At 44.0% G+C, this 23074-nt stretch carries 21 protein-coding genes; 13 read left to right on the top strand and 8 right to left on the bottom strand.

Going from position 1 to position 23074, the window contains the following annotated elements; translation table 11 throughout:
- Positions 1 to 446, top strand: a 446-nt coding sequence (locus VPNCDNU1_RS01060) for a transposase (protein ID WP_145959425.1), incomplete at its 5' end; no start/stop codon positions are given.
- Positions 447 to 497: 51 nt separating this feature from the next.
- Here the strand turns inward: VPNCDNU1_RS01060 and VPNCDNU1_RS01055 are convergent.
- Positions 498 to 866: a hypothetical protein gene (locus tag VPNCDNU1_RS01055; protein WP_104398631.1), complete on the bottom strand. Its 369-nt coding sequence runs from the start codon at positions 864 to 866 to the stop codon at positions 498 to 500.
- Between the two features lie 127 nt (positions 867 to 993).
- Complete coding sequence (locus VPNCDNU1_RS01050) at positions 994 to 1356, bottom strand: hypothetical protein (RefSeq protein ID WP_104398630.1); 363 nt, start codon at positions 1354 to 1356, stop codon at positions 994 to 996.
- 383 nt (positions 1357 to 1739) lie between these two features.
- Between VPNCDNU1_RS01050 and VPNCDNU1_RS01045 the strand changes: the two genes are divergently transcribed.
- On the top strand, positions 1740 to 2990 hold the full coding sequence (locus VPNCDNU1_RS01045; RefSeq protein ID WP_104398629.1) for a valine--pyruvate transaminase: 1251 nt from the start codon (positions 1740 to 1742) through the stop codon (positions 2988 to 2990).
- A gap of 34 nt (positions 2991 to 3024) precedes the next feature.
- Here the strand turns inward: VPNCDNU1_RS01045 and VPNCDNU1_RS01040 are convergent, their stop codons facing one another.
- The 6 genes from VPNCDNU1_RS01040 to dnaA form a co-directional block, all read right to left on the bottom strand.
- Positions 3025 to 4176 carry a Wzz/FepE/Etk N-terminal domain-containing protein gene (locus VPNCDNU1_RS01040; protein WP_237324044.1) on the bottom strand — a complete coding sequence of 384 codons (1152 nt, stop codon included), beginning with the start codon at positions 4174 to 4176 and terminating at the stop codon, positions 3025 to 3027.
- A gap of 282 nt (positions 4177 to 4458) precedes the next feature.
- Positions 4459 to 4893 carry an Hsp20 family protein gene (locus tag VPNCDNU1_RS01035; protein ID WP_101114901.1) on the bottom strand — a complete coding sequence of 145 codons (435 nt, stop codon included), beginning with the start codon at positions 4891 to 4893 and terminating at the stop codon, positions 4459 to 4461.
- 457 nt (positions 4894 to 5350) lie between these two features.
- The gene (gyrB, locus tag VPNCDNU1_RS01030) at positions 5351 to 7768 is read right to left on the bottom strand and encodes a DNA topoisomerase (ATP-hydrolyzing) subunit B (protein ID WP_104398627.1); all 2418 of its coding nucleotides are present in this window, start codon (positions 7766 to 7768) and stop codon (positions 5351 to 5353) included.
- Between the two features lie 14 nt (positions 7769 to 7782).
- Positions 7783 to 8862, bottom strand: coding sequence for a DNA replication/repair protein RecF (gene recF / locus VPNCDNU1_RS01025; protein WP_104398626.1), 1080 nt, complete (start codon positions 8860 to 8862; stop codon positions 7783 to 7785).
- 12 nt (positions 8863 to 8874) lie between these two features.
- Positions 8875 to 9975: a DNA polymerase III subunit beta gene (dnaN, locus tag VPNCDNU1_RS01020; RefSeq protein WP_104398625.1), complete on the bottom strand. Its 1101-nt coding sequence runs from the start codon at positions 9973 to 9975 to the stop codon at positions 8875 to 8877.
- 15 nt (positions 9976 to 9990) lie between these two features.
- Positions 9991 to 11391 (bottom strand): chromosomal replication initiator protein DnaA, encoded by a 1401-nt coding sequence (gene dnaA, locus VPNCDNU1_RS01015; protein ID WP_101114893.1) that lies wholly within the window; start codon positions 11389 to 11391, stop codon positions 9991 to 9993.
- 333 nt (positions 11392 to 11724) lie between these two features.
- On the opposite strand from dnaA, the gene VPNCDNU1_RS01010 reads away from it, so the two are divergent.
- The 11 genes from VPNCDNU1_RS01010 to VPNCDNU1_RS00960 all read left to right on the top strand — a co-directional run bounded on the left by VPNCDNU1_RS01010 (position 11725) and on the right by VPNCDNU1_RS00960 (position 23006).
- Positions 11725 to 12480, top strand: coding sequence for an amino acid ABC transporter substrate-binding protein (locus VPNCDNU1_RS01010; RefSeq protein ID WP_101114892.1), 756 nt, complete (start codon positions 11725 to 11727; stop codon positions 12478 to 12480).
- Positions 12481 to 12572: 92 nt separating this feature from the next.
- Positions 12573 to 13244 (top strand): amino acid ABC transporter permease, encoded by a 672-nt coding sequence (locus VPNCDNU1_RS01005; protein ID WP_104398624.1) that lies wholly within the window; start codon positions 12573 to 12575, stop codon positions 13242 to 13244.
- Positions 13241 to 13978 carry an amino acid ABC transporter ATP-binding protein gene (locus tag VPNCDNU1_RS01000; protein ID WP_104398623.1) on the top strand — a complete coding sequence of 246 codons (738 nt, stop codon included), beginning with the start codon at positions 13241 to 13243 and terminating at the stop codon, positions 13976 to 13978. The genes VPNCDNU1_RS01005 and VPNCDNU1_RS01000 overlap by 4 nt, the downstream gene beginning before the upstream one ends.
- 219 nt (positions 13979 to 14197) lie before the next feature.
- The gene (gene rpmH / locus VPNCDNU1_RS00995; RefSeq protein ID WP_101114886.1) at positions 14198 to 14335 is read left to right on the top strand and encodes a 50S ribosomal protein L34; all 138 of its coding nucleotides are present in this window, start codon (positions 14198 to 14200) and stop codon (positions 14333 to 14335) included.
- A 45-nt stretch (positions 14336 to 14380) separates the two neighbouring features.
- Positions 14381 to 14704: a ribonuclease P protein component gene (gene rnpA / locus VPNCDNU1_RS00990; RefSeq protein WP_233448346.1), complete on the top strand. Its 324-nt coding sequence runs from the start codon at positions 14381 to 14383 to the stop codon at positions 14702 to 14704.
- Positions 14671 to 14928 carry a membrane protein insertion efficiency factor YidD gene (gene yidD, locus VPNCDNU1_RS00985; protein WP_004400212.1) on the top strand — a complete coding sequence of 86 codons (258 nt, stop codon included), beginning with the start codon at positions 14671 to 14673 and terminating at the stop codon, positions 14926 to 14928. Before rnpA ends, yidD begins: the two co-directional genes overlap by 34 nt.
- A 2-nt stretch (positions 14929 to 14930) precedes the next feature.
- Positions 14931 to 16568 carry a membrane protein insertase YidC gene (yidC, locus tag VPNCDNU1_RS00980; protein ID WP_104398622.1) on the top strand — a complete coding sequence of 546 codons (1638 nt, stop codon included), beginning with the start codon at positions 14931 to 14933 and terminating at the stop codon, positions 16566 to 16568.
- Positions 16569 to 16696: 128 nt separating this feature from the next.
- Positions 16697 to 18058: a tRNA uridine-5-carboxymethylaminomethyl(34) synthesis GTPase MnmE gene (gene mnmE / locus VPNCDNU1_RS00975; RefSeq protein ID WP_104398632.1), complete on the top strand. Its 1362-nt coding sequence runs from the start codon at positions 16697 to 16699 to the stop codon at positions 18056 to 18058.
- Between the two features lie 294 nt (positions 18059 to 18352).
- Positions 18353 to 18865 carry a sigma-70 family RNA polymerase sigma factor gene (locus VPNCDNU1_RS00970; protein WP_101114881.1) on the top strand — a complete coding sequence of 171 codons (513 nt, stop codon included), beginning with the start codon at positions 18353 to 18355 and terminating at the stop codon, positions 18863 to 18865.
- A gap of 7 nt (positions 18866 to 18872) precedes the next feature.
- A complete protein-coding gene (locus VPNCDNU1_RS00965) occupies positions 18873 to 19817 on the top strand; it encodes a FecR domain-containing protein (RefSeq protein WP_104398621.1) in 945 nt (314 codons plus the stop codon).
- Positions 19818 to 19889: 72 nt separating this feature from the next.
- Positions 19890 to 23006, top strand: coding sequence for a TonB-dependent receptor (locus tag VPNCDNU1_RS00960; RefSeq protein ID WP_104398620.1), 3117 nt, complete (start codon positions 19890 to 19892; stop codon positions 23004 to 23006).
- Positions 23007 to 23074 lie beyond the last annotated feature (68 nt).

The raw sequence follows: 23074 nt of genomic DNA, 5'->3' as shown, positions 1-23074 counted from the left end.
CCATGCGCTTCCCATCAGAAGAAATCGTCGACTTATATAGCCACCGATGGGAAATAGAAGTGGGTTACCGAGAAATCAAATCTTCTTTACTCAACAATGAGTTCACGTTAAGAAGCAAACTTCCCGATATGATAGAACAAGAGCTGTGGGGAGTGCTACTTGGCTACAATATTATCCGATATCAAATGGTTAATATGGCAAAGACGATACTGGGGATTTATCCTAACCAACTGAGTTTCACTACAAGTGCAACCGCAATAATCCACTTGATATATGGGTTTTGGCTAGAAGCGGCAGGTACTATTCCCAAACGTATTAATCATCTTTTAGACGAAACACCGCATCATGTTTTACCACTAAAAAGAGAAGATAGAATATACCCGAGAAGCGTGAAACCTAGGAATAGAAAATACCCCAATAAAAAGAGTGCCAGTCAGCTTAACTGACTGGCATTAGCCTTATATAGCTTCCTTTTTTAATTTATTCACAGGAGGAAATCAGTTTGTTTCTTCCGCGTCACAACGTGCTTTGTCGTAGAGTTCTTCTTTCCCCCCTTTTCCTTTGAAAAGGAGTCGAATGACAAACCCTTTTTCAAGTAAAGGGTACATGTTTCCACAAGACCACTCTTGGCTGATTCTCTTGATGTTAGTGGTATTCCATTTGTAGCTACTACTTCCAGGCAAAGCCTCTACGTAATTAATGTAACCATCATCACTAATTTTAAGATTGCTAACATCTGATAACCATTCACGAGCCATTTTGATATCATTTTCGCTAGCAGTTGGAGCCGTAGGTTCATAACTTTTAATGCCACAACCAGCTGTAAGTAAAATTCCTAGTGTCACAACCAATGTTCGAAGTTTCATAGTTTTCCATAAATTTTATAATGTAACTTCCGCATTATATTTAACAATTAAAGTTAGAGAGAGGATTTAGCCCACAATTATTTAATGTTAATAGTATTAACAACATAATAAATCGAGCTAAAAAGATCTAATTTGTCTCATAGTTACTACAGCGAGCCAGATCAAAATGCTCTTCTCGACCGCCTTCACCTTTAAAGCCAATTTTCACCACAAAGCCAAGCTCTAAGAAGTCATACAGATTTTCGCATGCTCCTTCTTGGCTCATCTGTTTAATAACCTGTGTGTCCCACATGTAGCTATGAGGTACGGATTCAAAATACGTAATATAACCTTCGTCCGTAACCTTCATATTGTCTATGCCACTCAGCTTAACTTTGGCTTCCTTAATATCATCAGGTGCTGCTGTTGGTTCGGCTGCTTGGTAGTTGGTTACGCTACAAGCTGACAATGCTAGAGCAGCAAGTGATGGTAGTAAATACTTGTGTTTCATGACAATCCAAACTGTTGATTAGTATGTTGAAAATTATATTTCAGTACACATCAACACTCTTGCAGAACCATTAAATAAAAACCTTAAAGTACACATGCTCACCATTTGTTGTACTACCCGCTCCACACAAAAAAACAAGAGTTATTTTGCGTAAATCAACAACTCACAGGGCTAACAAATCTGCACTATTTAACCTCACTTTTCTTCCCAGAAAAACAAAGCTTCTTCCCCTCTTTTACTTCCTGTTTCGATAATGTATGTTGAGCAGTCTTGCACAACAAATTATCAACATAAGTATCAGCGCTGAATGGCAAGCAATAGCAATTTAGTCGCTACACACGGCATATGACAGAAAATACAAAAAATATTTAGGAAAAGAAGTAATGCAGTTCTCTACATTTGGTGAAAAATTTAATCGATATTCAGGTATTACCCAACTAATGGATGACTTAAACGATGGCCTCCGTACGCCAGGCGCCATCATGCTCGGAGGTGGTAACCCAGCCGCCATTCCTGCAATGCTCGAATATTTTCATCAAGCCAGTGCAAAAATGCTGGAAAATGGAGAACTGGTTGCCTCTATGGCAAATTACGATGGTCCCCAAGGGAAAAATGCGTTCATTTCGGCTTTAGCTTCTCTGCTAAAGGAGACTTATGGTTGGGACGTTTCAGAAAAAAACATCAGCCTAACCAATGGCAGCCAAAGCGGCTTTTTCTATCTTTTTAACCTATTTGCTGGTCAACAAGCCGACGGCTCGCATAAAAAGATATTACTTCCTCTTGCACCTGAATACATAGGTTATGGAGATGCGGGTATTGACGATGATATTTTCGTATCTTACCACCCAGAGATCGAAATGTTGGACAATCGCATGTTCAAATATCATGTGGATTTTGAACAGTTAAAAGTGGATGAATCTATCGCAGCGATTTGCGCATCAAGACCAACAAATCCAACAGGCAACGTGTTAACCGATGAAGAAGTGCGCAAGCTGGATAAACTAGCACGGGACAACAATATTCCACTGATTATCGATAACGCTTATGGCACCCCTTTCCCAAACATCATTTTTGAAGACGTGACGCCATTTTGGAATGACAACACCATCCTTTGCATGAGTATGTCTAAGCTCGGATTGCCGGGGCTCCGTTGTGGCATTGTGATTGCGAATGAAGAGGTTACTCAAGCCCTTGCAAACATGAATGGCATCATCAGCTTAGCGCCAGGAAGTTTAGGTCCAGCGCTAGGTAAGCACATGATTGAATCCGGTGATTTACTCAACCTAAGCCAAAACACCATCAAACCTTTCTATCAACAGAAATCTCAGCGCGCCGTTCAACTGCTGCAAGATGCCATCGATGACCCGCGTTTTCGTATTCATAAACCAGAAGGTGCTATTTTTTTATGGCTATGGTTCGATGAATTACCTATCACTACAATGGAATTATACAAACGCCTGAAAGACCGAGGCGTTCTGATTGTCCCAGGTGAATATTTCTTTATAGGTCAGAAAGATGAATGGGATCATGCTCATCAATGTTTGCGCATGAACTACGTTCAAGATGATGAAGCAATGCAAAAAGGCATTGCAGTGATTGCTGAAGAGATAAAAAAAGCTTATACAAATATATAAGCTTTCTCAGCATAGGAAGTAAGAAGCCAGTAATTTAGCTCTGCTGGCTTGGGTCGCGAGAAACTACATTCAAAATCTGAGGCTGTTTAAATGCCGCTCGTAGTAGAACAATACTTACACCTATAATAAAGCCCAAGATAAGACCGAGTAACAAAATCAAAGTTCGCTTGGGCTCATCTCTGGTGTTAGGTTTAGTTATATCATCCAGTAACCGAAAATTATCAAACTGAATGTCATTATTTATTTCTAGCTTACCTAACAAGTCAAGTTTAGCTTGAACCTGTCTAAGTCTTGGCTCGAAAACACTCAAATTTTTGATAGAACGCAAAACCTCAACTTTCTCTCTCAATGCATTAACTCCTAAGTCGATATGGAATCGTTCTTTATCATTATTAGTTTGAATAGGAGAAGTAACATTTGCAGCAATTGCCATCCTTAATGCATACTCGGCACTTTGAATTTCAACTTCCAAACGAGATTCAGCCTGAGCAACCAAGATTCTTTTTTGTAAATTAAGCTCATCTTGTTTTGCCTCAATTATCGACTGTAAGTTTCGCAAAGCAGATTCATGGGCTTTTAGTTTTATAAATTGAACGTAATCTCGCAAGTTACGTGCACTACTTTCCTGAGTTTTGGCAGTAAAGCTCAACTCATAAACCTGCTCGTCATCCTTTTTACTATCCTTCACTGCCCAAATATTCTGGAACCACAGAGAATAAAAATGTTCCAAGTATTCTTTATCTTCATCTGTATTATATTGTTTCAGATAATCAACAAACTCTGGGTTTGAGGACAAAAATATCTTTTTATTGTTAGAAGAGTTAAATGCCTGTATGAATTGCGCGAATAATATCTCAGGATCGGTCAATGTGTCTAATTTATCACTCACTAATACTGTTCCATCCTCCTGATAAATATCAAAAATAGGTTGAAATTGACTGACTTGCTTCTCGTATTCAGCTAAGTTGTATAGCTGAGGAAGTGCTACTTTAGCTTTTGAAGTCCACCATTCTTGTGCAAATACTGCATACACTAATGCTACCGTAGTAACAGTAATCGTCGAGATAAACACAATCCACTTTCCAGCCCAAATAGATTGAAACAACTCACGTAAGTCAATCTCGTCATTTTGTTGGTAATTGTTGGTCATCTGGGTATCTTGTTTACTCATTATTGAATTGTGCACTTGCCTTCCTTACACTTTGAGATTGAGACTGCTAGTTCAAAGTTAGAGCAGGAGTTTATCATATACTAATAGTGAATTCTCAACGAAAATTCTGTTCAAAGCCTATACTGTTAAGTATTGACACATTTCTTAGATTAATAGAAATATTTAGCACATATTTCTATTTTCCCATGGGAAAACTTATCCAAACCTACATTTTTTACATTATTCGATTCGATCCTTTGTGTCTAAATCTAGAAACGCCCGCAGATGAGGGCGTTTTACTATTTAAAGATTAACAGCTTAGCTTTCGATGATATTTTTGCCGTTGATGGCAATCTTACGAGGCTTCATCGCTTCAGGGATTTCGCGCTCTAAGTCGACGTGCAGTAAACCATTTTCCATGGTTGCGCCAACCACTTTCACATAATCAGCTAACTGGAATTTACGTTCAAAGTCACGCTCAGCAATGCCTTGATAAACGTAATTTTTCCCTTCTTCGGCTTGACGTTCACCACGCACAATCAGCATGTTTTCTTTCTGAGTGATGTCTAAGTGCTCATCAGCAAAACCTGCCACCGCCATAGTAATGCGGTAGTTATTTTCATCTTTTTGCTCAATGTTATATGGAGGGTAGCCGCCAGAAGAGTTCTTGGCATTATTGGTTTCCATCAGGTTCAACAAACGGTCAAAACCAATGGCGTTACGGTATAGGGGAGTGAAATCTACATTACGCATAATACTATCCTTATGATAAGCAATAGCCTTGGCAATTTTAATTCGGTGCCAAGGAGTCAGTCTTACCATTCCACTGGCATTGGTTGCACTGGGACATGGTCGCTAACAAAAGTTAAATTGTGTGCTTTCCTTATTTGTTTGCTCTCTTTAGCCCTTTAGGCGAGACACAAACTGGACAAGCGTTTTAAGAGACCCTTACGGCGTTCTCTCAAAACTAGATATGTGGATAGTGGCGTAATCTTTCAAGAGAAAAAACAAAAATAATTTTAAAAACATTATTTTTCATTGAGTTAGAACAGAAAAAAGACCGCCTAATAAAGCGATCTTCTATCTATTAAATTGGATTTCGTGGGGCAACGCAATTTCGCTTCAGTTCAAGGAAGAGACGCGGAGCATACAAGCGTATGTGAGCACCTCTGACGAAGAAATGAATCGAAAGGGCTAAGCACCAAGTAATCTAGACATCTAGGTTGGCAACTTTTAATGCATTCTCTTCAATGAAGTTACGACGCGGCTCAACCTGGTCTCCCATCAGCGTAGTAAACAATTGATCTGCTCCTACTGCATCTTCGATGGTTACTTGCATCATGCGACGTGTTTCTGGGTCCATCGTGGTTTCCCAAAGCTGATCTGGGTTCATCTCACCTAGACCTTTGTATCGCTGTAGACTTAGACCGCGACGAGATTCTTTGATTAACCAATTCAAGGCTTCAACGAAGCTCACTACTGGTTGAGTACGTTCGCCACGCTTAATGTAAGCACCATCTTCGATAAGCCCATCTAGCGCTTCAGAAAGTTCCGCTAACTTGCCGTATTCTTTCGAATTAAACAAATCGACACTGAGCACATGCTCGTGGGTAACACCGTGAGTTCGAACTACGATCTTTGGTAGGCTAATACCCAACTCTTCGTGTTTTTCGATTTCTAGACTGTATTGGCTTGCGCCTACTTCTTTTTCGTTAAGCTGCTCTACGAGGCGTTTACCCCAAGCTTCTACTGCTGCTGTATCTTGGCATTGTTCAGCACTTAATCGAGGTACATAAATAAATTCATGTACCAATGCATGTGGATAGCGGCGGCTCATACGATCCACTAACTTGATGCCTGCATTGTACTGTTGAACCAGTTTCTCCAATGCTTCACCTGCAAGTGCTGGTGCTTCTGCATTCACGTGAAGTGAGGCATTGTCTAGAGCCAAAGAGACTTGATACTGGCTCATCGCATCTTCATCTTTAATGTACTGTTCTTGCTTGCCTTTCTTCACTTTGTAAAGTGGCGGCTGAGCAATGTACACGTAGCCACGTTCAATCAGCTCTGGCATTTGACGGTAGAAGAACGTGAGTAGAAGCGTACGGATGTGAGAACCATCGACATCGGCATCGGTCATGATGATGATGTTGTGGTAACGCAGCTTATCTGGGTTGTATTCGTCACGGCCAATACCACAGCCAAGGGCGGTAATGAGCGTCGCTACTTCTTGAGAAGACAGCATTTTGTCGAAGCGTGCTTTTTCAACGTTAAGGATTTTACCTTTCAGAGGCAGAATCGCTTGGTTCTTACGGTTACGGCCCTGCTTGGCACTACCGCCCGCAGAGTCACCCTCCACTATGTATAGTTCTGATAGTGCAGGGTCTTTTTCCTGACAATCCGCTAATTTACCTGGCAAACCGGCTAAATCCAATGCACCTTTACGACGAGTCATTTCGCGCGCTTTACGTGCTGCATCACGAGCTCGTGCTGCATCAATAATCTTGGTACATACAATCTTCGCTTCACCTGGATTCTCAACAAGGAACTCAGACAGTTTCTCACCCATTGCAGATTCAACCGCAGACTTCACCTCTGAGGAAACCAGTTTATCTTTGGTTTGGCTTGAGAACTTCGGATCGGGTACTTTCACTGAGACGATAGCGGTTAGACCTTCACGTGCATCATCACCAGAAGTCGAAGTTTTCGCCTTCTTCGAAAAGCCTTCTTTATCCATAAAGCTATTTAGCGTACGCGTTAAAGCAGCACGGAAGCCGGCTAAGTGAGTACCACCATCACGCTGAGGGATGTTATTGGTGAAACAGTAAATATTTTCTTGGTAACCATCATTCCACTGCATGGCGACTTCGACTGTAATGCCATCTTCACGCTCAAAATCAAAGTGGAATATTTTTTGAATAATGGGTGTTTTATTGGTGTTTAGGTGCTCAACAAACGCTTGGATACCGCCTTCAAACATGAAGTGATCCATTTTGTCTTCTTCGCGCTCATCAATTAATTTGATGGATACACCAGAGTTTAGGAACGAAAGTTCGCGTAAACGTTTTGCCAAAATATCGTAATGGAATTCAATATTTGTGAAGGTCTCTTCACTTGGCCAAAAACGGATTTCAGTACCCGTGTTTTCTGTTTTACCAACCACGGTCAGTGGCGCTTGAGGATCACCATGGTGGTATGTCTGGGTGTGAATTTCACCACCACGCTGAATGGTGAGCGTTACCTGCTTAGACAGTGCATTTACTACCGAAACACCTACCCCGTGTAGACCACCCGATACTTTGTATGAGTTGTCATCGAATTTACCACCAGCGTGAAGTACCGTCATGATAACTTCGGCTGCCGATACGTTCTCTTCAGGGTGCATTTCCGTTGGGATACCACGGCCGTCATCACGTACCGAGACTGAGTTGTCCTCATGAATAGTCACAATGATGTCATTACAGTGACCTGCTAACGCTTCATCAATAGAGTTATCCACCACCTCAAAGACCATGTGGTGTAAACCGGTGCCATCGTCAGTGTCGCCGATGTACATACCCGGACGCTTACGAACCGCATCCAGACCCTTCAGTACTTTAATACTCGATGAATCGTAATTTTCTGACATGAGTTACTCTCTTTTTATCCTTGCTCTATTTTGCCATGTTCCACATGAAACATTTTGCCATTATCGTCGAGCATATCAACGACTTGGCTCTCAGTAATAGAGCTTACAAATACTTGTGCCCCCGTCGCTTTCAAGCAGTCTGCAAGACGCTGTCGACGTTGGCTATCTAATTCAGAAGCAAAATCATCTATCAGGTAGATACACTGCTTTCCTGTCATTTGAGTCAAATGCTGCCCTTGCGCGACTCTCAGCGCACAGACCATGAGTTTCAATTGACCGCGTGATAAAACGTCTTCAACGGGCGTTCCATTCACTTTTATTTTCAAATCAGCTTTATTGGGTCCACTGAATGTGTAACCAAGTGACTGATCACGTTCGAAGTTGTTTTCGAGGATATCCTGATAAGGTGTATCTTTGTCCCACCCTCGATAATACTTCAATTGGATATCAAATTCTGGCAAAAATGTGCGACAGATTTCTTCTGCCACTTTCTTCATGTTTTCAATGTATTCTTGTCGCCATTGACTGATGTTTTCAGCCAGCGTTGCCATTTGCTGATCCCAATAACTGAGTTCTTTGTAATGGGTGGCGGTTTTCAGTAACGCATTTCGCTGCTTATTGAGCCGCTTGAATCTTCCCCATGCATCATAAAAATGTGACTCTGTATGGAAAACACCCCAATCGATAAATGCTCGTCGAAATTTTGGACCGTCTGTCAGCAACTCAAACCCTTCAGGATGAATCAATTGCAAAGGTAAAACCTGAGCTAACTGCGCTAACTTTTGTCCAGACTGACCGCCTATTTTAACCTCTGTTGAGCCGTCGCGCTGCTTATTAATGCCAATTGGCAGCTCAAATTGATCCTGGTTCAAAAAACGACCATGTACGAAGAGTTCATCACAGTCGTTTTGGATAACTCTTCCCGTCAAAGAGCTTTTAAATGAACGCCCATGACCAAGCAAATAAATTGCTTCGATGATGCTGGTTTTCCCACTGCCGTTAGGGCCAATAAGAAAATTAAAGCCTGGTGACAGTTCAACGTCACAGGCTTCAATATTACGAAATGTCTGAACAATCAGTCTGGTGAGTGGCATAAACCCAATCCACTATAAGCGAATTGGCATCACCACATACATGGCGCTGTCATCATCGGCATTCTCAATCAGTGCGCTGGCATTCGCGTCTGACATTGAGATTCGCACTTTATCGCAGCGAAGGGTATTCAATACATCCAAAACATAGCTGACATTAAACCCGATTTCCAAGTCGTCACCATCAAAAGAAACATCAAGTACTTCTTCTGCTTCTTCTTGTTCTGGGTTGTTGGCAGTAATACGCATTTCATTACCAATGAAATTCACACGTACACCACGGAACTTTTCGTTCGATAGAATTGCCGCGCGAGAAAACGCGTGTTTTAACTCATCACATGGCGCTTCTAATGTTTTATTACTGCTTTGCGGCATCACTCGGCGGTAATCAGGGAATCGACCATCCACCAATTTAGAGGTGAAAGTGAAGTTATTCACAGCCGCACGTAAGTTGGAATTGCCTATTTGCAAAGTCACCTCGGCTTCTGGTGCATCCAACAGCTTAACGAGCTCTTGAACACCTTTGCGAGGCAAGATAATTTGTTGATTCGTTAGTTCTGCTGCAAGCTGAGTTTGTGAAACAGCCATACGGTGACCGTCTGTTGCCACGGAGCGAAGCGTCGTTCCTTCAATTTCAAACAACATACCATTGAGGTAGTAACGAACATCTTGGTTCGCCATCGAGAACTGCGTTTTTTCAATCAGGCTACGTAGCTCTTGCTGAGAAAGCGTAATGTCCGCTTCGCTTTGCCAATCTTCAATGTTTGGGAAGTCACTCGCAGGCAGGGTCGAAAGAGAAAAACGGCTTCGACCGGAGCGCACTTGAACACGATCCGCTTCCATCACCACGGTGATGATCGCGTCGTCTGGCAATCCTCGACAGATATCCAGAAATTTACGAGAAGGAACGGTTGTACTGCCCGCTTCAAAATCGCCTTCCAACGCCACATTTGCCACCAGCTCGACTTCGAGGTCGGTGGCGGTTAGTGAAAGCAAGTTGTTTTCGACTTTCAGAAGCAAATTACCCAAAATAGGTAATGTGGGGCGTCCACCCAGAGCGCCAGAAACTTGTTGTAATGGTTTGATCAGGTGGCTGCGTTCGATGGTAAATTTCATTGGTATCTCTTTGCCTTATGACGATAAGGTTCTAATTAGGTTCGAATAGTCCTCTTTTATATCATGACTCTCTTCACGAAGCTGCTCTATCTTACGGCAGGCGTGCAGCACCGTGGTATGGTCACGACCACCAAAGGCATCCCCAATTTCAGGCAAGCTGTGGTTGGTGAGCTCTTTGGATAGCGCCATTGCTAATTGACGAGGACGAGCAACAGAGCGTGAGCGGCGCTTAGACAGCAAATCCGCGACTTTAATCTTGTAATATTCTGCGACGGTTTTTTGGATGTTGTCGATCGTAACCAGCTTTTCTTGCAATGCTAATAAATCGCGCAGCGCTTCACGAACAAAATCGATGGTGATAGGGCGACCTGTAAAATTGGCATTCGCAATCACGCGGTTTAGCGCACCTTCCAGCTCACGGACATTAGAGCGTAAACGTTTCGCAATAAAGAACGCAACTTCATCGGCGAGGTGAATTTGATGGTCTTCCGCTTTCTTCATCAAAATAGCAACACGGGTTTCTAACTCCGGCGGCTCAATTGCAACGGTTAAACCCCAGCCGAAACGAGATTTCAATCGATCTTCTACCCCATTGATTTCTTTAGGGTAACGGTCGGAAGTCAGAATAATTTGTTGATTGCCTTCTAACAATGCGTTGAACGTATGAAAGAACTCTTCTTGAGAACGCTCTTTGTTAGCAAAAAACTGAATGTCATCTATTAGCAACGCATCAACGCTACGGTAGTAACGTTTAAATTCTTCAATCGCATTGTTTTGCAGCGCTTTTACCATGTCTTGAACGAAACGTTCAGAGTGCATATACACCACTTTAGCATTGGGCTTGTTATCCACAATGGCGTTACCCACTGCGTGGAGCAAGTGAGTTTTACCTAAGCCCGTACCACCGTAAAGAAACAGTGGGTTATACGCTGCACCAGGGTTATCCGCCACCTGACGCGCCGCTGCCAAGCCTAACTGGTTCGACTTACCTTCAACGAAGTTATTGAATTTATGCTTAATATTGACATTGGAGCGGTGATTGATGTCCACCACTTCATTTTCATTTTCCCATGTTTTGTGCACAGGTCTGCGCGCGTGAAGCTGAGCAGGAGCAGAGGATTCTGCTGCGACATCGGCTTTTGATCGAGCGGCAGGTGCGGGGGCAGAAACAGGGCGACTGCCGACTTCAAAACGAAGGCTAGGAATATCATTCCCACAAAATTGCAGAAGCAGGCGGTTGATGTTGTCGAAGTACTTATCGCGTACCCAATCAAGCACAAATCGGTTAGGGGCGAACAAAGTCAGGGTATTGTCATTGAGCTCCGCCTGAAGCGGTCTTACCCACATGCTAAATTCAGTCGCTGGTAGCTCTTCTTGTAGCTGTTGCAGACACTGCAACCAAAGCGAAGATGACACGTTGCCCTCACTCTTGTAATCGTTATTTGGAAAAGGTTGGTAATTCTAGCGCTCTGTTGGCGAGATCGCTAGTAAATGATCGCAGATCCAGTGAATAAGATCTAAGTTATTCACAATTTTTCATCCTCAATTCGAGTGATCCACACACTTTTCCCCAATATTACCCACATGATCACCCACAATTAGTGGATCAATAACGGTTTATCCCCAAGATCAAATGTTAACAAGTCGTTTCTTTTAAGATAGTTGGTTATTTGTAATAACAACTCGTTATTTTCACTAATAATACAATTAACAGTAATATTCCCCTCCATAATAATGAGGATATAACGAATGAAATACTGGATTAAGTCCGCTCTTGCTGCTCTCGCCCTAACTGCTTCTTTCGCACAAACTGTTCATGCTGCAACAGACGTGAAAGTTGGAATGTCTGGCCGCTACTTCCCATTCACGTTTGTGGAAAAAGATGTGCTTCAAGGTTTTGAAGTCGACCTGTGGGACGAAATCGGCAAACGTAACGATTATAATGTTGAATACGTAACGGCAAATTTCTCGGGGTTATTTGGTCTTTTAGAAACGGGTCGTATCGACACCATCTCTAACCAAATCACTATGACGGATGTGCGTAAAGCAAAATACCTTTTTGCTGACCCATACGTAGTAGACGGTGCACAAATTACGGTTCGTAAAGGCAACGATGAGATTAAAGGCATCGCTGATCTTGCAGGTAAAACAGTTGCAGTTAACCTAGGTTCGAACTTTGAGCAACTGCTACGCGATTACGATAAAGACAACAAAATCAACATCAAAACCTACGACACAGGTATTGAACACGATGTTGCACTTGGTCGTGCTGACGCGTTCATCATGGACCGTTTATCTGCACTAGAGCTGATTAAGAAGACGGGTCTTCCTCTTGAGCTTGCAGGTCAGCCATTCGAAACCATTCAAAACGCATGGCCATTCGTTGATAACGAAGCGGGTCGTAAGCTTCAGAAAGAAGTTAATGCGGCACTGAAATCGATGCGTGAAGATGGCACACTAAAAGAAATTTCAACTAAGTGGTTCGGCGACGACATCACTCAATAATCAAAAAGCACAATACACAAGGATAAAGGTGGAATTACGGTTCCGCCTTTTCTTGTCTCTGCTACATCCGAATTTTAAGTACAGGTAATCATATGGGTTTCGACTTTAACTACATGATGGAATTGATGCCGATACTGCTGAAGTATCTCGGCACCACCATGTCTATGGCCACCTGGGGACTGCTGTTTTCTTTGATACTGTCGGTTATTCTTGCCAATATCCGTGTGTTTAAAGTGCCAGTACTGGATCAGCTTAGCCAGCTATACATCAGCTTTTTCCGAGGAACACCGCTGCTCGTTCAACTTTTCTTACTGTATTACGGATTGCCTCAGATCTTTCCGTTCATGGTGGGGTTGGATGCGTTTAGTGCGGCAGTTATCGGCTTGACCCTGCACTTTGCTGCTTACATGGCGGAAAGTATTCGTGCTGCGATTATTGGCGTCGACAGAAGCCAGATGGAAGCCAGCTTATCTGTAGGTATGACCACCAGCCAAGCCATGAGACGCATTATTTTGCCTCAGGCAACCCGCGTTGCTCTTCCGTCATTGATGAATTATTTCATCGATATGATCAAATCGACGTCGCTGGCCTTTACGCTAGGTGTCGCCGAAATCATGGCGAAAGCACAAATGGAAGCGTCGTCCAGTTTCCGATTCTTTGAAGCGTTTTTAGCGGTTGCACTGATTTACTGGGGTGTGGTCTTAATTCTGACCCGAGTTCAAATTTGGGCAGAAGCAAAGCTCAATAAGGCATACGTACGATGATAAAACTCGACAATATTCATAAAAGCTTCGGCGATACTGAAGTATTGAAAGGCATTGATATCGAGATCCAGCAAGGCGAAATCATCGTTATCATTGGTTCAAGTGGCACCGGAAAATCCACACTGCTGCGTTGCGTAAATTTTCTAGAGCAAGCCAACAAAGGTGTGATCTCCATTGATGACATCACTGTCGATGCAGAAAAGCACACCAAATCGGATGTTCTGGCGCTGCGTCGCAAAACCGGTTTTGTTTTTCAAAGCTATGCACTCTTTGCTCATATGACAGCACGGAAAAATATTGCTGAAGGCTTGATCACTGTCCGTGGTTGGAAGAAAGATCAGGCATTAGAGCGCGCTCAAGCGATTCTAGACGACATTGGCTTGGGTGATAAAGGGGATAGCTACCCTGCCGCGCTTTCAGGCGGTCAGCAGCAACGAGTGGGCATTGGCCGTGCAATGGCATTTCAGCCAGAACTTCTGTTGTTTGATGAACCCACTTCAGCGCTGGATCCTGAATGGGTTGGTGAAGTGCTCAGTTTAATGAAATCGCTCGCCGCGAAAAAACAGACCATGCTTGTCGTGACACACGAGATGCAATTTGCCAGAGAAGTCGCAGACCGCGTGATCTTCATGGCAGATGGACACATTGTGGAACAAGGTTCTCCACAAGATATTTTTGGTAATCCACAGGATCCAAAACTGCAAAAATTTCTTCGCCAGGTGGGGATCGAATAAGGATCCTTGAGATTTAACTGACAATCCGTATAATTCGTCGACCGGAATTTTCGTTAGACCAATGATTGACTCTTAATGAGTCAGTGATTACAATTCCGCCTCTTTGTTGAGAGGCGTCGGATTTTGCTCAGGCTTTCTAATAAAGAGCCAGAGTGAAGTTAAGTCCCACGCCGGGTTTAACATAAACCTAAAAACTACTGATCAGTAAAGGTAATAACAATGTCTAAACGCACTTTTCAACCTTCAGTTCTGAAGCGCAAGCGTTCTCACGGTTTCCGTGCTCGCATGGCAACTAAGAACGGTCGTAAAGTAATTAATGCACGTCGTGCAAAAGGCCGTGCGCGCCTTTCAAAATAATATTTAATTATTTTGAGCAAGTACGCGTTTAATCGGGAGTTACGTTTGTTAACTCCCGAGCATTATCAAAATGTCTTCCAGCAAGCTCATCGAGCAGGCTCACCTCATTTCACCATCATTGCCCGAAAGAATTCTCTTTCACATCCTCGCTTAGGCTTAGCTGTCCCTAAAAAGCAGATTAAAACTGCCGTCGGTCGTAATCGTTTCAAACGTCTGGCTAGAGAAAGCTTCCGCCTGTCACAACATCAGCTACCAAGCAAAGATTTTGTTGTGATTGCGAAGAAAAGCGCTCAAGATTTAAGCAATGAGGAAATATTCAAGCTCTTCGATAAGTTATGGCATCGCCTTTCTCGCCCCTCTCGTGGTTAGCCATTGGTCTGATAAAAATCTACCAGTGGGTGATTAGTCCGTTAATCGGACCACGGTGTCGTTTTACACCAACCTGTTCTCAATATGCGATTGAAGCGTTGAAAGCTCACGGTTTTGTAAAAGGGTGTTGGTTATCAGGCAAACGTCTATTAAAATGCCATCCTTTGAGCGATGGGGGATATGACCCCGTTCCACCACACCAAAAACAAGACAGAGATAAATAACGATGGATTCTCAACGTAATATCCTACTGCTCGCTTTGGCACTGGTTTCTTTCTTGCTGTACCAACAGTGGCAAGTAGAAAAGAATCCCGCGCCACAACAACAGGTTGAGCAGGCACAAAACAGCGGTACTCTTCCTGCCCCAGACTTTGCGGACCCACTTGCCGACCCTGTACCTCAAGCAGCGACGCCTTCAGCGCAAATCGTAATCGTAAAAACAGATGTCTTGACGCTCTCTATCGATACATTCGGTGGTGACGTGGTTGAAGCAGATTTAAATCAATACGCAAAAGAATTCGACTCAGCAGACCCATTTGAACTGTTGAAAAATAGCCAAGGTCAAACATTTATTGCTCAAAGTGGTCTTGTTGGACCTCAGGGCATTGACCTAAGCAGTACAAGCCGCCCTGTTTATCATGTGGCATCAAACAGCTTCGAACTGGCTGATGGTGAAGATGAACTAAGCATTCCAATGACCTTTGAAGCGAACGGCTTACAGTACGTTAAAACGTTTGTCGTTAAGCGTGGTCATTACGACGTTAAAGTGAAATACGACGTTGTGAACAACTCTGGTACCAACGCAACTTTCGGTATGTACGCACACCTTCGCCAAGATTTAATGGATGATGGTGGCAGTATTACCATGCCAACGTATCGCGGTGGCGCATACTCATCACAAGACGTTAACTACAAGAAATACAGCTTCGACGATATGCAAGACCGCAGCTTGGCCATTGAGCTAACAACAGGTCAAGGTTGGGCAGCAATGATCCAGCACTACTTCGCTGCTGCGTGGATCCCAGAGCAACAACCTGGTACTCGACTGTATACGCGTGTTATCGGCAACAAAGGTGATATCGGTGTTCGTATTCCAGACATCACGATTGCTGATGGTGCAACGGGCTCGGTTGAATCTAAGCTTTGGGTTGGTCCAAAACTTCAAGACGACATGGCAGCTGTAGCACCACACCTAGATTTGGTTGTGGATTACGGTTGGCTATGGTTCATCGCGAAACCTCTTCACTGGTTGCTCTCTGCCATTCAAGGCATTGTGATTAACTGGGGTGTGGCGATTATGGTTCTGACGTTTATTGTTCGTGGTGCTATGTACCCACTAACCAAAGCGCAGTACACGTCCATGGCAAAAATGCGCATGCTACAGCCTAAGCTGCAAGCTATGCGTGAACGCATTGGCGACGACCGCCAACGCATGAGCCAAGAAATGATGGAACTGTACAAGAAAGAGAAAGTAAACCCGTTAGGCGGCTGTTTACCAATCCTTCTTCAGATGCCTATCTTCATCGCACTGTACTGGGCCTTGATGGAATCGGTAGAACTTCGTCACTCACCGTTCTTTGGTTGGATTACTGACTTGTCTGCACAAGACCCGTACTACATCCTTCCAGTTCTGATGGGTGCAAGTATGTTCCTAATTCAGAGAATGAGTCCATCAACCATCACTGACCCGATGCAGCAGAAAATCATGAACTTCATGCCATTGATGTTCACGTTCTTCTTCCTGTGGTTCCCTTCCGGTTTGGTTCTATACTGGTTGGTTTCCAACGTCGTGACGGTTATTCAGCAAACTCTGATTTACCGAGCACTGGAAAAGAAAGGCTTACATACTAAGACAGCCAAATAAGTACTAATGCAGCCAAAATAATAGAAAGAAAGGCGACCAAATGGTCGCCTTTTTTAATAGTGCTGATTACAATTGCGCACAAAGAATTCAACACAGTTATGGGCGAAATGCCCCTTCAGGTAAATGCTATGACAACTGACACTATAGTCGCTCAGGCTACCGCTCCGGGACGAGGCGGTGTAGGTATAATTCGGGTATCCGGTCCACTCGCAACACAAGTTGCATTAGAAGTGACAGGCAAAACATTAAAGCCTCGATATGCAGAATACCTGCCGTTCAAGAACCAAGACGGCTTAGAACTGGATCAGGGCATAGCACTTTACTTCCCTAACCCACACTCGTTCACGGGTGAGGATGTGTTAGAGCTTCAAGGGCACGGTGGCCCCGTTGTCATGGATATGCTAATAAAACGTATTCTGAACATCTCCGGCGTACGCCCTGCCCGCCCAGGAGAGTTTTCAGAGCGTGCATTCCTAAATGACAAAATGGATTTAACTCAAGCAGAAGCTATTGCTGACTTAATCGATGCAAGCTCAGAAGAGGCGGCGAAATCCGCACTGCAATCTCTGCAAGGTGAGTTTTCCAAACGCATTCACACGCTGGTGGAATCTTTAATTCACCTACGCATCTATGTCGAAGCCGCTATTGATTTCCCAGAAGAAGAAATCGATTTTCTTGCCGATGGTAAAGTGGCGACCGATCTGCAAACCATCATCGATAACTTAGCCGCAGTTCGCCAAGAAGCCAATCAAGGTGCCATCATGCGAGAAGGCATGAAGGTGGTGATTGCCGGTCGACCAAACGCAGGGAAGTCCAGCTTGCTTAACGCACTTTCAGGCAAAGAGTCCGCCATTGTTACCGATATTGCTGGTACGACACGAGATGTCCTGCGTGAGCACATTCATATTGATGGTATGCCACTGCATATTATTGATACCGCAGGTTTACGTGAAGCGTCCGATGAAGTGGAAAAAATTGGTATTGAACGCGCTTGGGAAGAAATAGAACAAGCCGACCGAGTCTTATTTATGGTGGATGGTACGACAACCGATGCCACTGACCCACGTGAAATCTGGCCCGATTTTGTGGATCGACTACCTGAAAAAATCGGCATCACAGTGATCCGCAACAAAGCCGATCAAACTAGTGAAGATCTTGGGATCTGCCACGTCAACACGCCAACACTTATCCGCCTATCGGCAAAAACAGGGGAAGGTGTGGATGCATTACGCACTCATTTAAAAGAAATAATGGGCTTTTCTGGCAATCAAGAAGGCGGGTTTATGGCGCGTCGCCGTCATTTGGATGCGTTGGAACGTGCGGCTGAGCATTTGGATATAGGTCAACAACAGCTCGAAGGTTACATGGCAGGCGAAATTCTGGCGGAAGAACTTCGAATTTCTCAGCAACACCTCAATGAAATTACAGGTGAATTCAGTTCTGACGACTTACTCGGTCGAATTTTTTCTTCATTTTGTATCGGAAAATAACACTTTTCATATTCAACTACCCTCATTTAATTTAAACGAAATGAGGGTAAATACCCTTCAAAATACCGTATAGTGGCGCGAAAAGTTGCTAAGTTCCCGAGCCTTTCGTTTTCAATTAAAAAGAATCGACTTTTAATTGCCACATCTCTCATTTACACAATTTATTTCTTTTCTCAGTATTTATTGATCTAGATCTACCGCCAGATTCTGCTATATTTCGTTGCCTGTTATTAATATAAATGATAACCATTATCATTTAAGTAAGCCAAATCTAGGTGATAGGAGTAACAAGCGATGGTGGCAATTGACCCAGCTAACATGCAACGCATTGATAACATGTATCAAGAGCACCGCAGCTGGCTCTCGGTATTCGTTCAACGACGCCTTGGTTGCCCTGAAGTTACTGCTGATTTGGTTCAAGACACGTACCTAAGGTTGTTAACCAAAGGCAAACTTCCCGAACAAAAAGATTCGCGCCGCTACCTGACAACCATTGCCAAGGGTTTGGTTATCGATCTCTACCGAAGACGTCGGATTGAAACCGCTTATCTTGAGCTATTAGAAAGTGAGCCGGCTGATGTGTCCTCCTCACCCGAATCCCATACTTTGGTGGTGGAAGCACTGGTCGAAATTGACACTCTATTGAATAAACTTCCACACAAAGCGAGACAAGCCTTGTTGATGCGCCAACTTGAAGGCAAAAGCTACAAACAAATCGCCCAAGAATTGGATGTATCGGTCTCGTCGGTTGAAAAGTACGTCGCCAAAGCCTTGCAAGGCTGCATGATGGCAATGCTCGAGGTCTGATTTGTCGATGGATAGAATTTCTCGAGAATCCATAGAGCAAGCATCACTATGGATGGCTCGCTTATGGGCAGACGACGTCACAGAGCAAGATAAAAAAGCATTCAACACCTGGCGTACCGCTCACCCAGACAATGAATTTGCTTGGCAGCAATTGGAAAACCTGCAAAAAAAGTTTGCCTCTGTTCCAAACCCACAGCTCAGTGGAAAGGTGCTCGGTCGCAATCGTCGTGGAGCCACTCGTAGGCAAGTTCTCCTTTGGGGAGGTGTCTCTGTTAGTACGTTAGCTCTGATGATGTCTACACAAGATACCCAACCAACCGGCGCTGAATACGCCACAGCAACGGGCGAAGTGCGCTCACTATCACTGTCTGATGGCACAGAATTGATCATGAACACCGCCACCCGCGTTTTTGTCGATTTCAATCAATCAGAAAGAATCTTGCACCTTGTTCAAGGGGAAATATTGATCACCAGCGGTCATCACTTAACCCCATTCAAAGTGATTACAGGTCAAGGGAGAATCGTTCCGATTGGCACTCGTTATACTGTCCACCAGCAAGCAGAGCAAACTTTAGTCAGCGTGTACGAAGGCGAAGTGGCGGTTTATCCTGAGCAAAGCTTTGAATCTACTCATATCCTTTCTGGTGAGAGCATTGCATTTAATGCCAATCACACCAATAAAAAAACCGTCAATCGAGCGACTGACGCATTGTGGCTAAAGCAAAAAATCCTAGCTCAAGCAACGCCATTACCGGATTTCATTAACGATCTTGCCCGATATCGTCGGGGAGTAATCAAGGTCGACCCTAGCCTTAATCACCTAAAACTCACTGGTGTATTCTCCACACGAGACACAGATAAAACCTTGTACAACGTCAGCCAAGTCCTCCCCATTGAGATCCGCTACCGCACCCCACTTTGGGTAAGTATCGCTCCCAAACAAAACCATTGAGGAATGTTTACGGATTTTGACTTCTCACTCGGTGTAATTACCAGTGAGTAAATCAACGAAAAGGATAGCAAGGTGTCGCTCCTGCCAAGGCTTACACGTCAAGCCGTATTAATACGTGTCAAACTGGGTCTTACCGCTCTTCTTGTTCCAGCAATCGCTTGGTCTGCACAAAGTTTTCAAATCCCGGCAGGCAGATTGGATCAAGTTTTGAATCAATTCGCTTTAGAAGCAGATATTGAATTTTATCTGAATGCGTCGCTTTCTGAAGATATATACAGCCAAGGGATACAAGGCCATTTCGACCCAGAGCAAGCGTTGACTTTACTGTTAGAAAATACAGGTCTTGTCGCGGAGCCACAGGAAGATGGCAGTTTTATTCTTACGCCACTCAACAGTGCCATGACGTTGGATGCCATTCAGGTTCGTACCCATTTCGATGATGAAATCGCTCGGGACGAAACAGGCGAACTGGATGTTTACGACGCCGACACATCCACCGCCTATATCAGCAAAGAAGAAATAGAACGCTTCAAGGGTGCAAGCGGTGCCGACTTGTTCACTGGCATGGCCAATACGTTCAGCGGTGAAGCACGTAACGGTGGCAGCAGCATCGACGCCAATATCCGAGGTGTACAAGGCCCGGGACGAATTCCGGTTGTGATTGATGGCACAGAACAAGGTATTTCGGTTTACAACGGGTATCGCGGCGCATCGAACCGTAATTATATCGATCCCAATTTAATTGGTGGCATGAAGGTCCACAAAGGGGCGCAGCTCAATTCAGACATCAATACGTCAGTGGGGGGAGCGGTAGAAGTCACCACATTGTCACCGCAAGATATCATCGAAGAAGGGGAAACCTTTGGCATGGAATTTGTGGTAGAGGGCAGCAGCAACTCTGTCGCTCCCAACGTCGCACGCCTTCATACTGGTAAACATTGGCAAGATATTCCTATTTACAATGAACTTGGTGGCGTTCCTTTGTACCAAGACCCCGAAGTTCGCTTTCAAACGCGAGACAACAAGAACGACAACCCATTAGCCGGTGAAGATGTAGCATTTCGATTGGCGATGTCTGGTATAGAACAAAATTTTGAATGGTTAGGTGCCTACGCCTATCGCAAGCGCGGAAATTACTACTCTGGTACTCAAAAAGCGGAATTTTATCAACAGCCTTATTCCGAAGAAGACCCTGGCACTAACTTTGGACGGATACCTTACCTGCAACCGGAGCACGTCGCCTTAAATCACCTTCCAGGACATGAAGTCTCCAACACTTCATCAGAAATGCACTCATACTTGTTAAAAACCACTTACAAGTTTTCAGATTTTGAAAAAATTCAGTTCAATGCGCGCTACACCGAAAGCATCCACGGAGAGATTCTAGCGAGCCGTTCAGACTATCGTACCTCAGATGGTATGCCGCAATGGCCATTGGCTAAGGTGAAAATTCAAGCTTACAGCTTTAAATATCGGACCAATCCAGACAATCCATATATCGACTTAAGCACCAACTTGTGGACAACGTTTTCAGATTCAAAAACCAATACGGGATATGGGTTCCCAAATTTTGCACATTTTCAGCCCGTTAACCCAGATATCATCATCAATACCGCCACCGTATTCAATAAAGAACGGCGCATAGGGTTTAATTTCAAAAACAAAATGCTGCTGGCAGATAACTGGGATCTCACTCTATCAGGTCACTATCAAGATCATAAATTGGTGCCAAAAGAAGGGTTACAGCACATGATCGACTTCTATGGCGGTGCTGTTCGCTCTGGTGAACGAGAAGAATACAACGGTGCTGCCAAGCTGGAATGGCGAGCCAACGACTCGTGGATCTTCAATGCAGGTTTACGCTATGGAAAATACAAATCAATCGATCACTACATTAAAAATAGAGTAGAAGCTGGAGACAAAGAATCTCTGCGCGAGTACAAAACTGAAGGCTACAGGCTAACCTACCAAACAAAAGAGATCTACGATCCCGCAGAAATGGCACAAAAAGTTGCTAATGCGGAGCATGAAGTACGCACAACCTTTACTCGCGATAATTTAAGAAAAGAAATTTCTCGCCTGCAAAATCTGATCGCACTGTTCCCTGATCAGGCTTCTAAATACCAGAGTCGTCTAACCAATGCCCTGTTGGAACTCACCAACTTTGATGCACTACTTGAGAAAAAGATCAGAGAGAGTGTCACGACTGCCCAAAATGATAAGACCTATATTCAAGAACACTCTCACGATTGGGTAACGGACAGCAACAATGACTTGAGCCTTTCTAACAACGTTTGCGCGCAAGCCATGACAAAACCAACTTACATTCAAGGGAGTTGTAAGATAGCTCGACTTGCTGATATACCAGCCTACAATCCGAACTACGAAACCAAAGGCAGCGGTTGGATGCCTTCACTTACCGCCACTTGGCTTATCAGCGATGATAAACGTGCATACGCACGCTACGCAGAAACGCTTCGCTTCCCTAGCCTTTTTGAGAGCACAAGCGGTTTTTCAGCTACGCCAACAGCATCCGCGCCCCTTCAACCTGAACGAGCTCAACTGTTTGAATTGGGCTACATACAATACTTCGATACCGCCAACATCAAGATCGCTTATTTTGATCAACAAATAGATGACGTTATGGATAGAGATCGCCGTGACATGGCGTTTTCAAACCTCAACTACCAGCGCACAAGTGGCATCGAATTGCAGGCTGCCTATGACAATGAACGCTATTTCGGCGAGTTGTCTGCCGCATACAACTTCCGCAATCAGGTCTGCGATGAGAACTCTGCGGCGCAAGAGTTTGTTGTTGATCTCATTGATGGTGAAAAACCACAAACAAATCAATGCATGAGAGGCGGATTCTCGCAAGTCAGTTACCTATCTGCTCATGCTGCACCTGAATATTCCACCAGTCTGTTGTTAGGCTCTCGTTTCTTCAATCAAGCATTGGAAACGGGTGTGCGCGGTAACTACCAATCTGGCAGTCACGAAGACGAAGTCGTCAATCGAAATAACACTTTAACCTTCGATGCTTATGTGAAGTACGAAATCTACAAAGGGCTCGACGCAGAACTAGTGGGCACAAACTTTCTAGATTTGTACTACCTAGAACCTGGCTCAGTCTCTGGAATGCCAGCCCCAGGACGCACTATAAGCCTAAAACTGAAAGGTAGCTTTTAACTTTGAATTGAAGTTCAAATAACGTTTCGCCATTCCCAACCTATCAAGGTAGAAAATTTTTACGGGTT

This window comes from Vibrio penaeicida (assembly GCF_002933855.1).
GTDB classification, from domain to species: domain Bacteria; phylum Pseudomonadota; class Gammaproteobacteria; order Enterobacterales; family Vibrionaceae; genus Vibrio; species Vibrio penaeicida_A.
The sequence above is the reverse complement of the archived record's forward strand: the minus strand, read 5'-3'. Positions and strand labels throughout refer to the sequence as shown.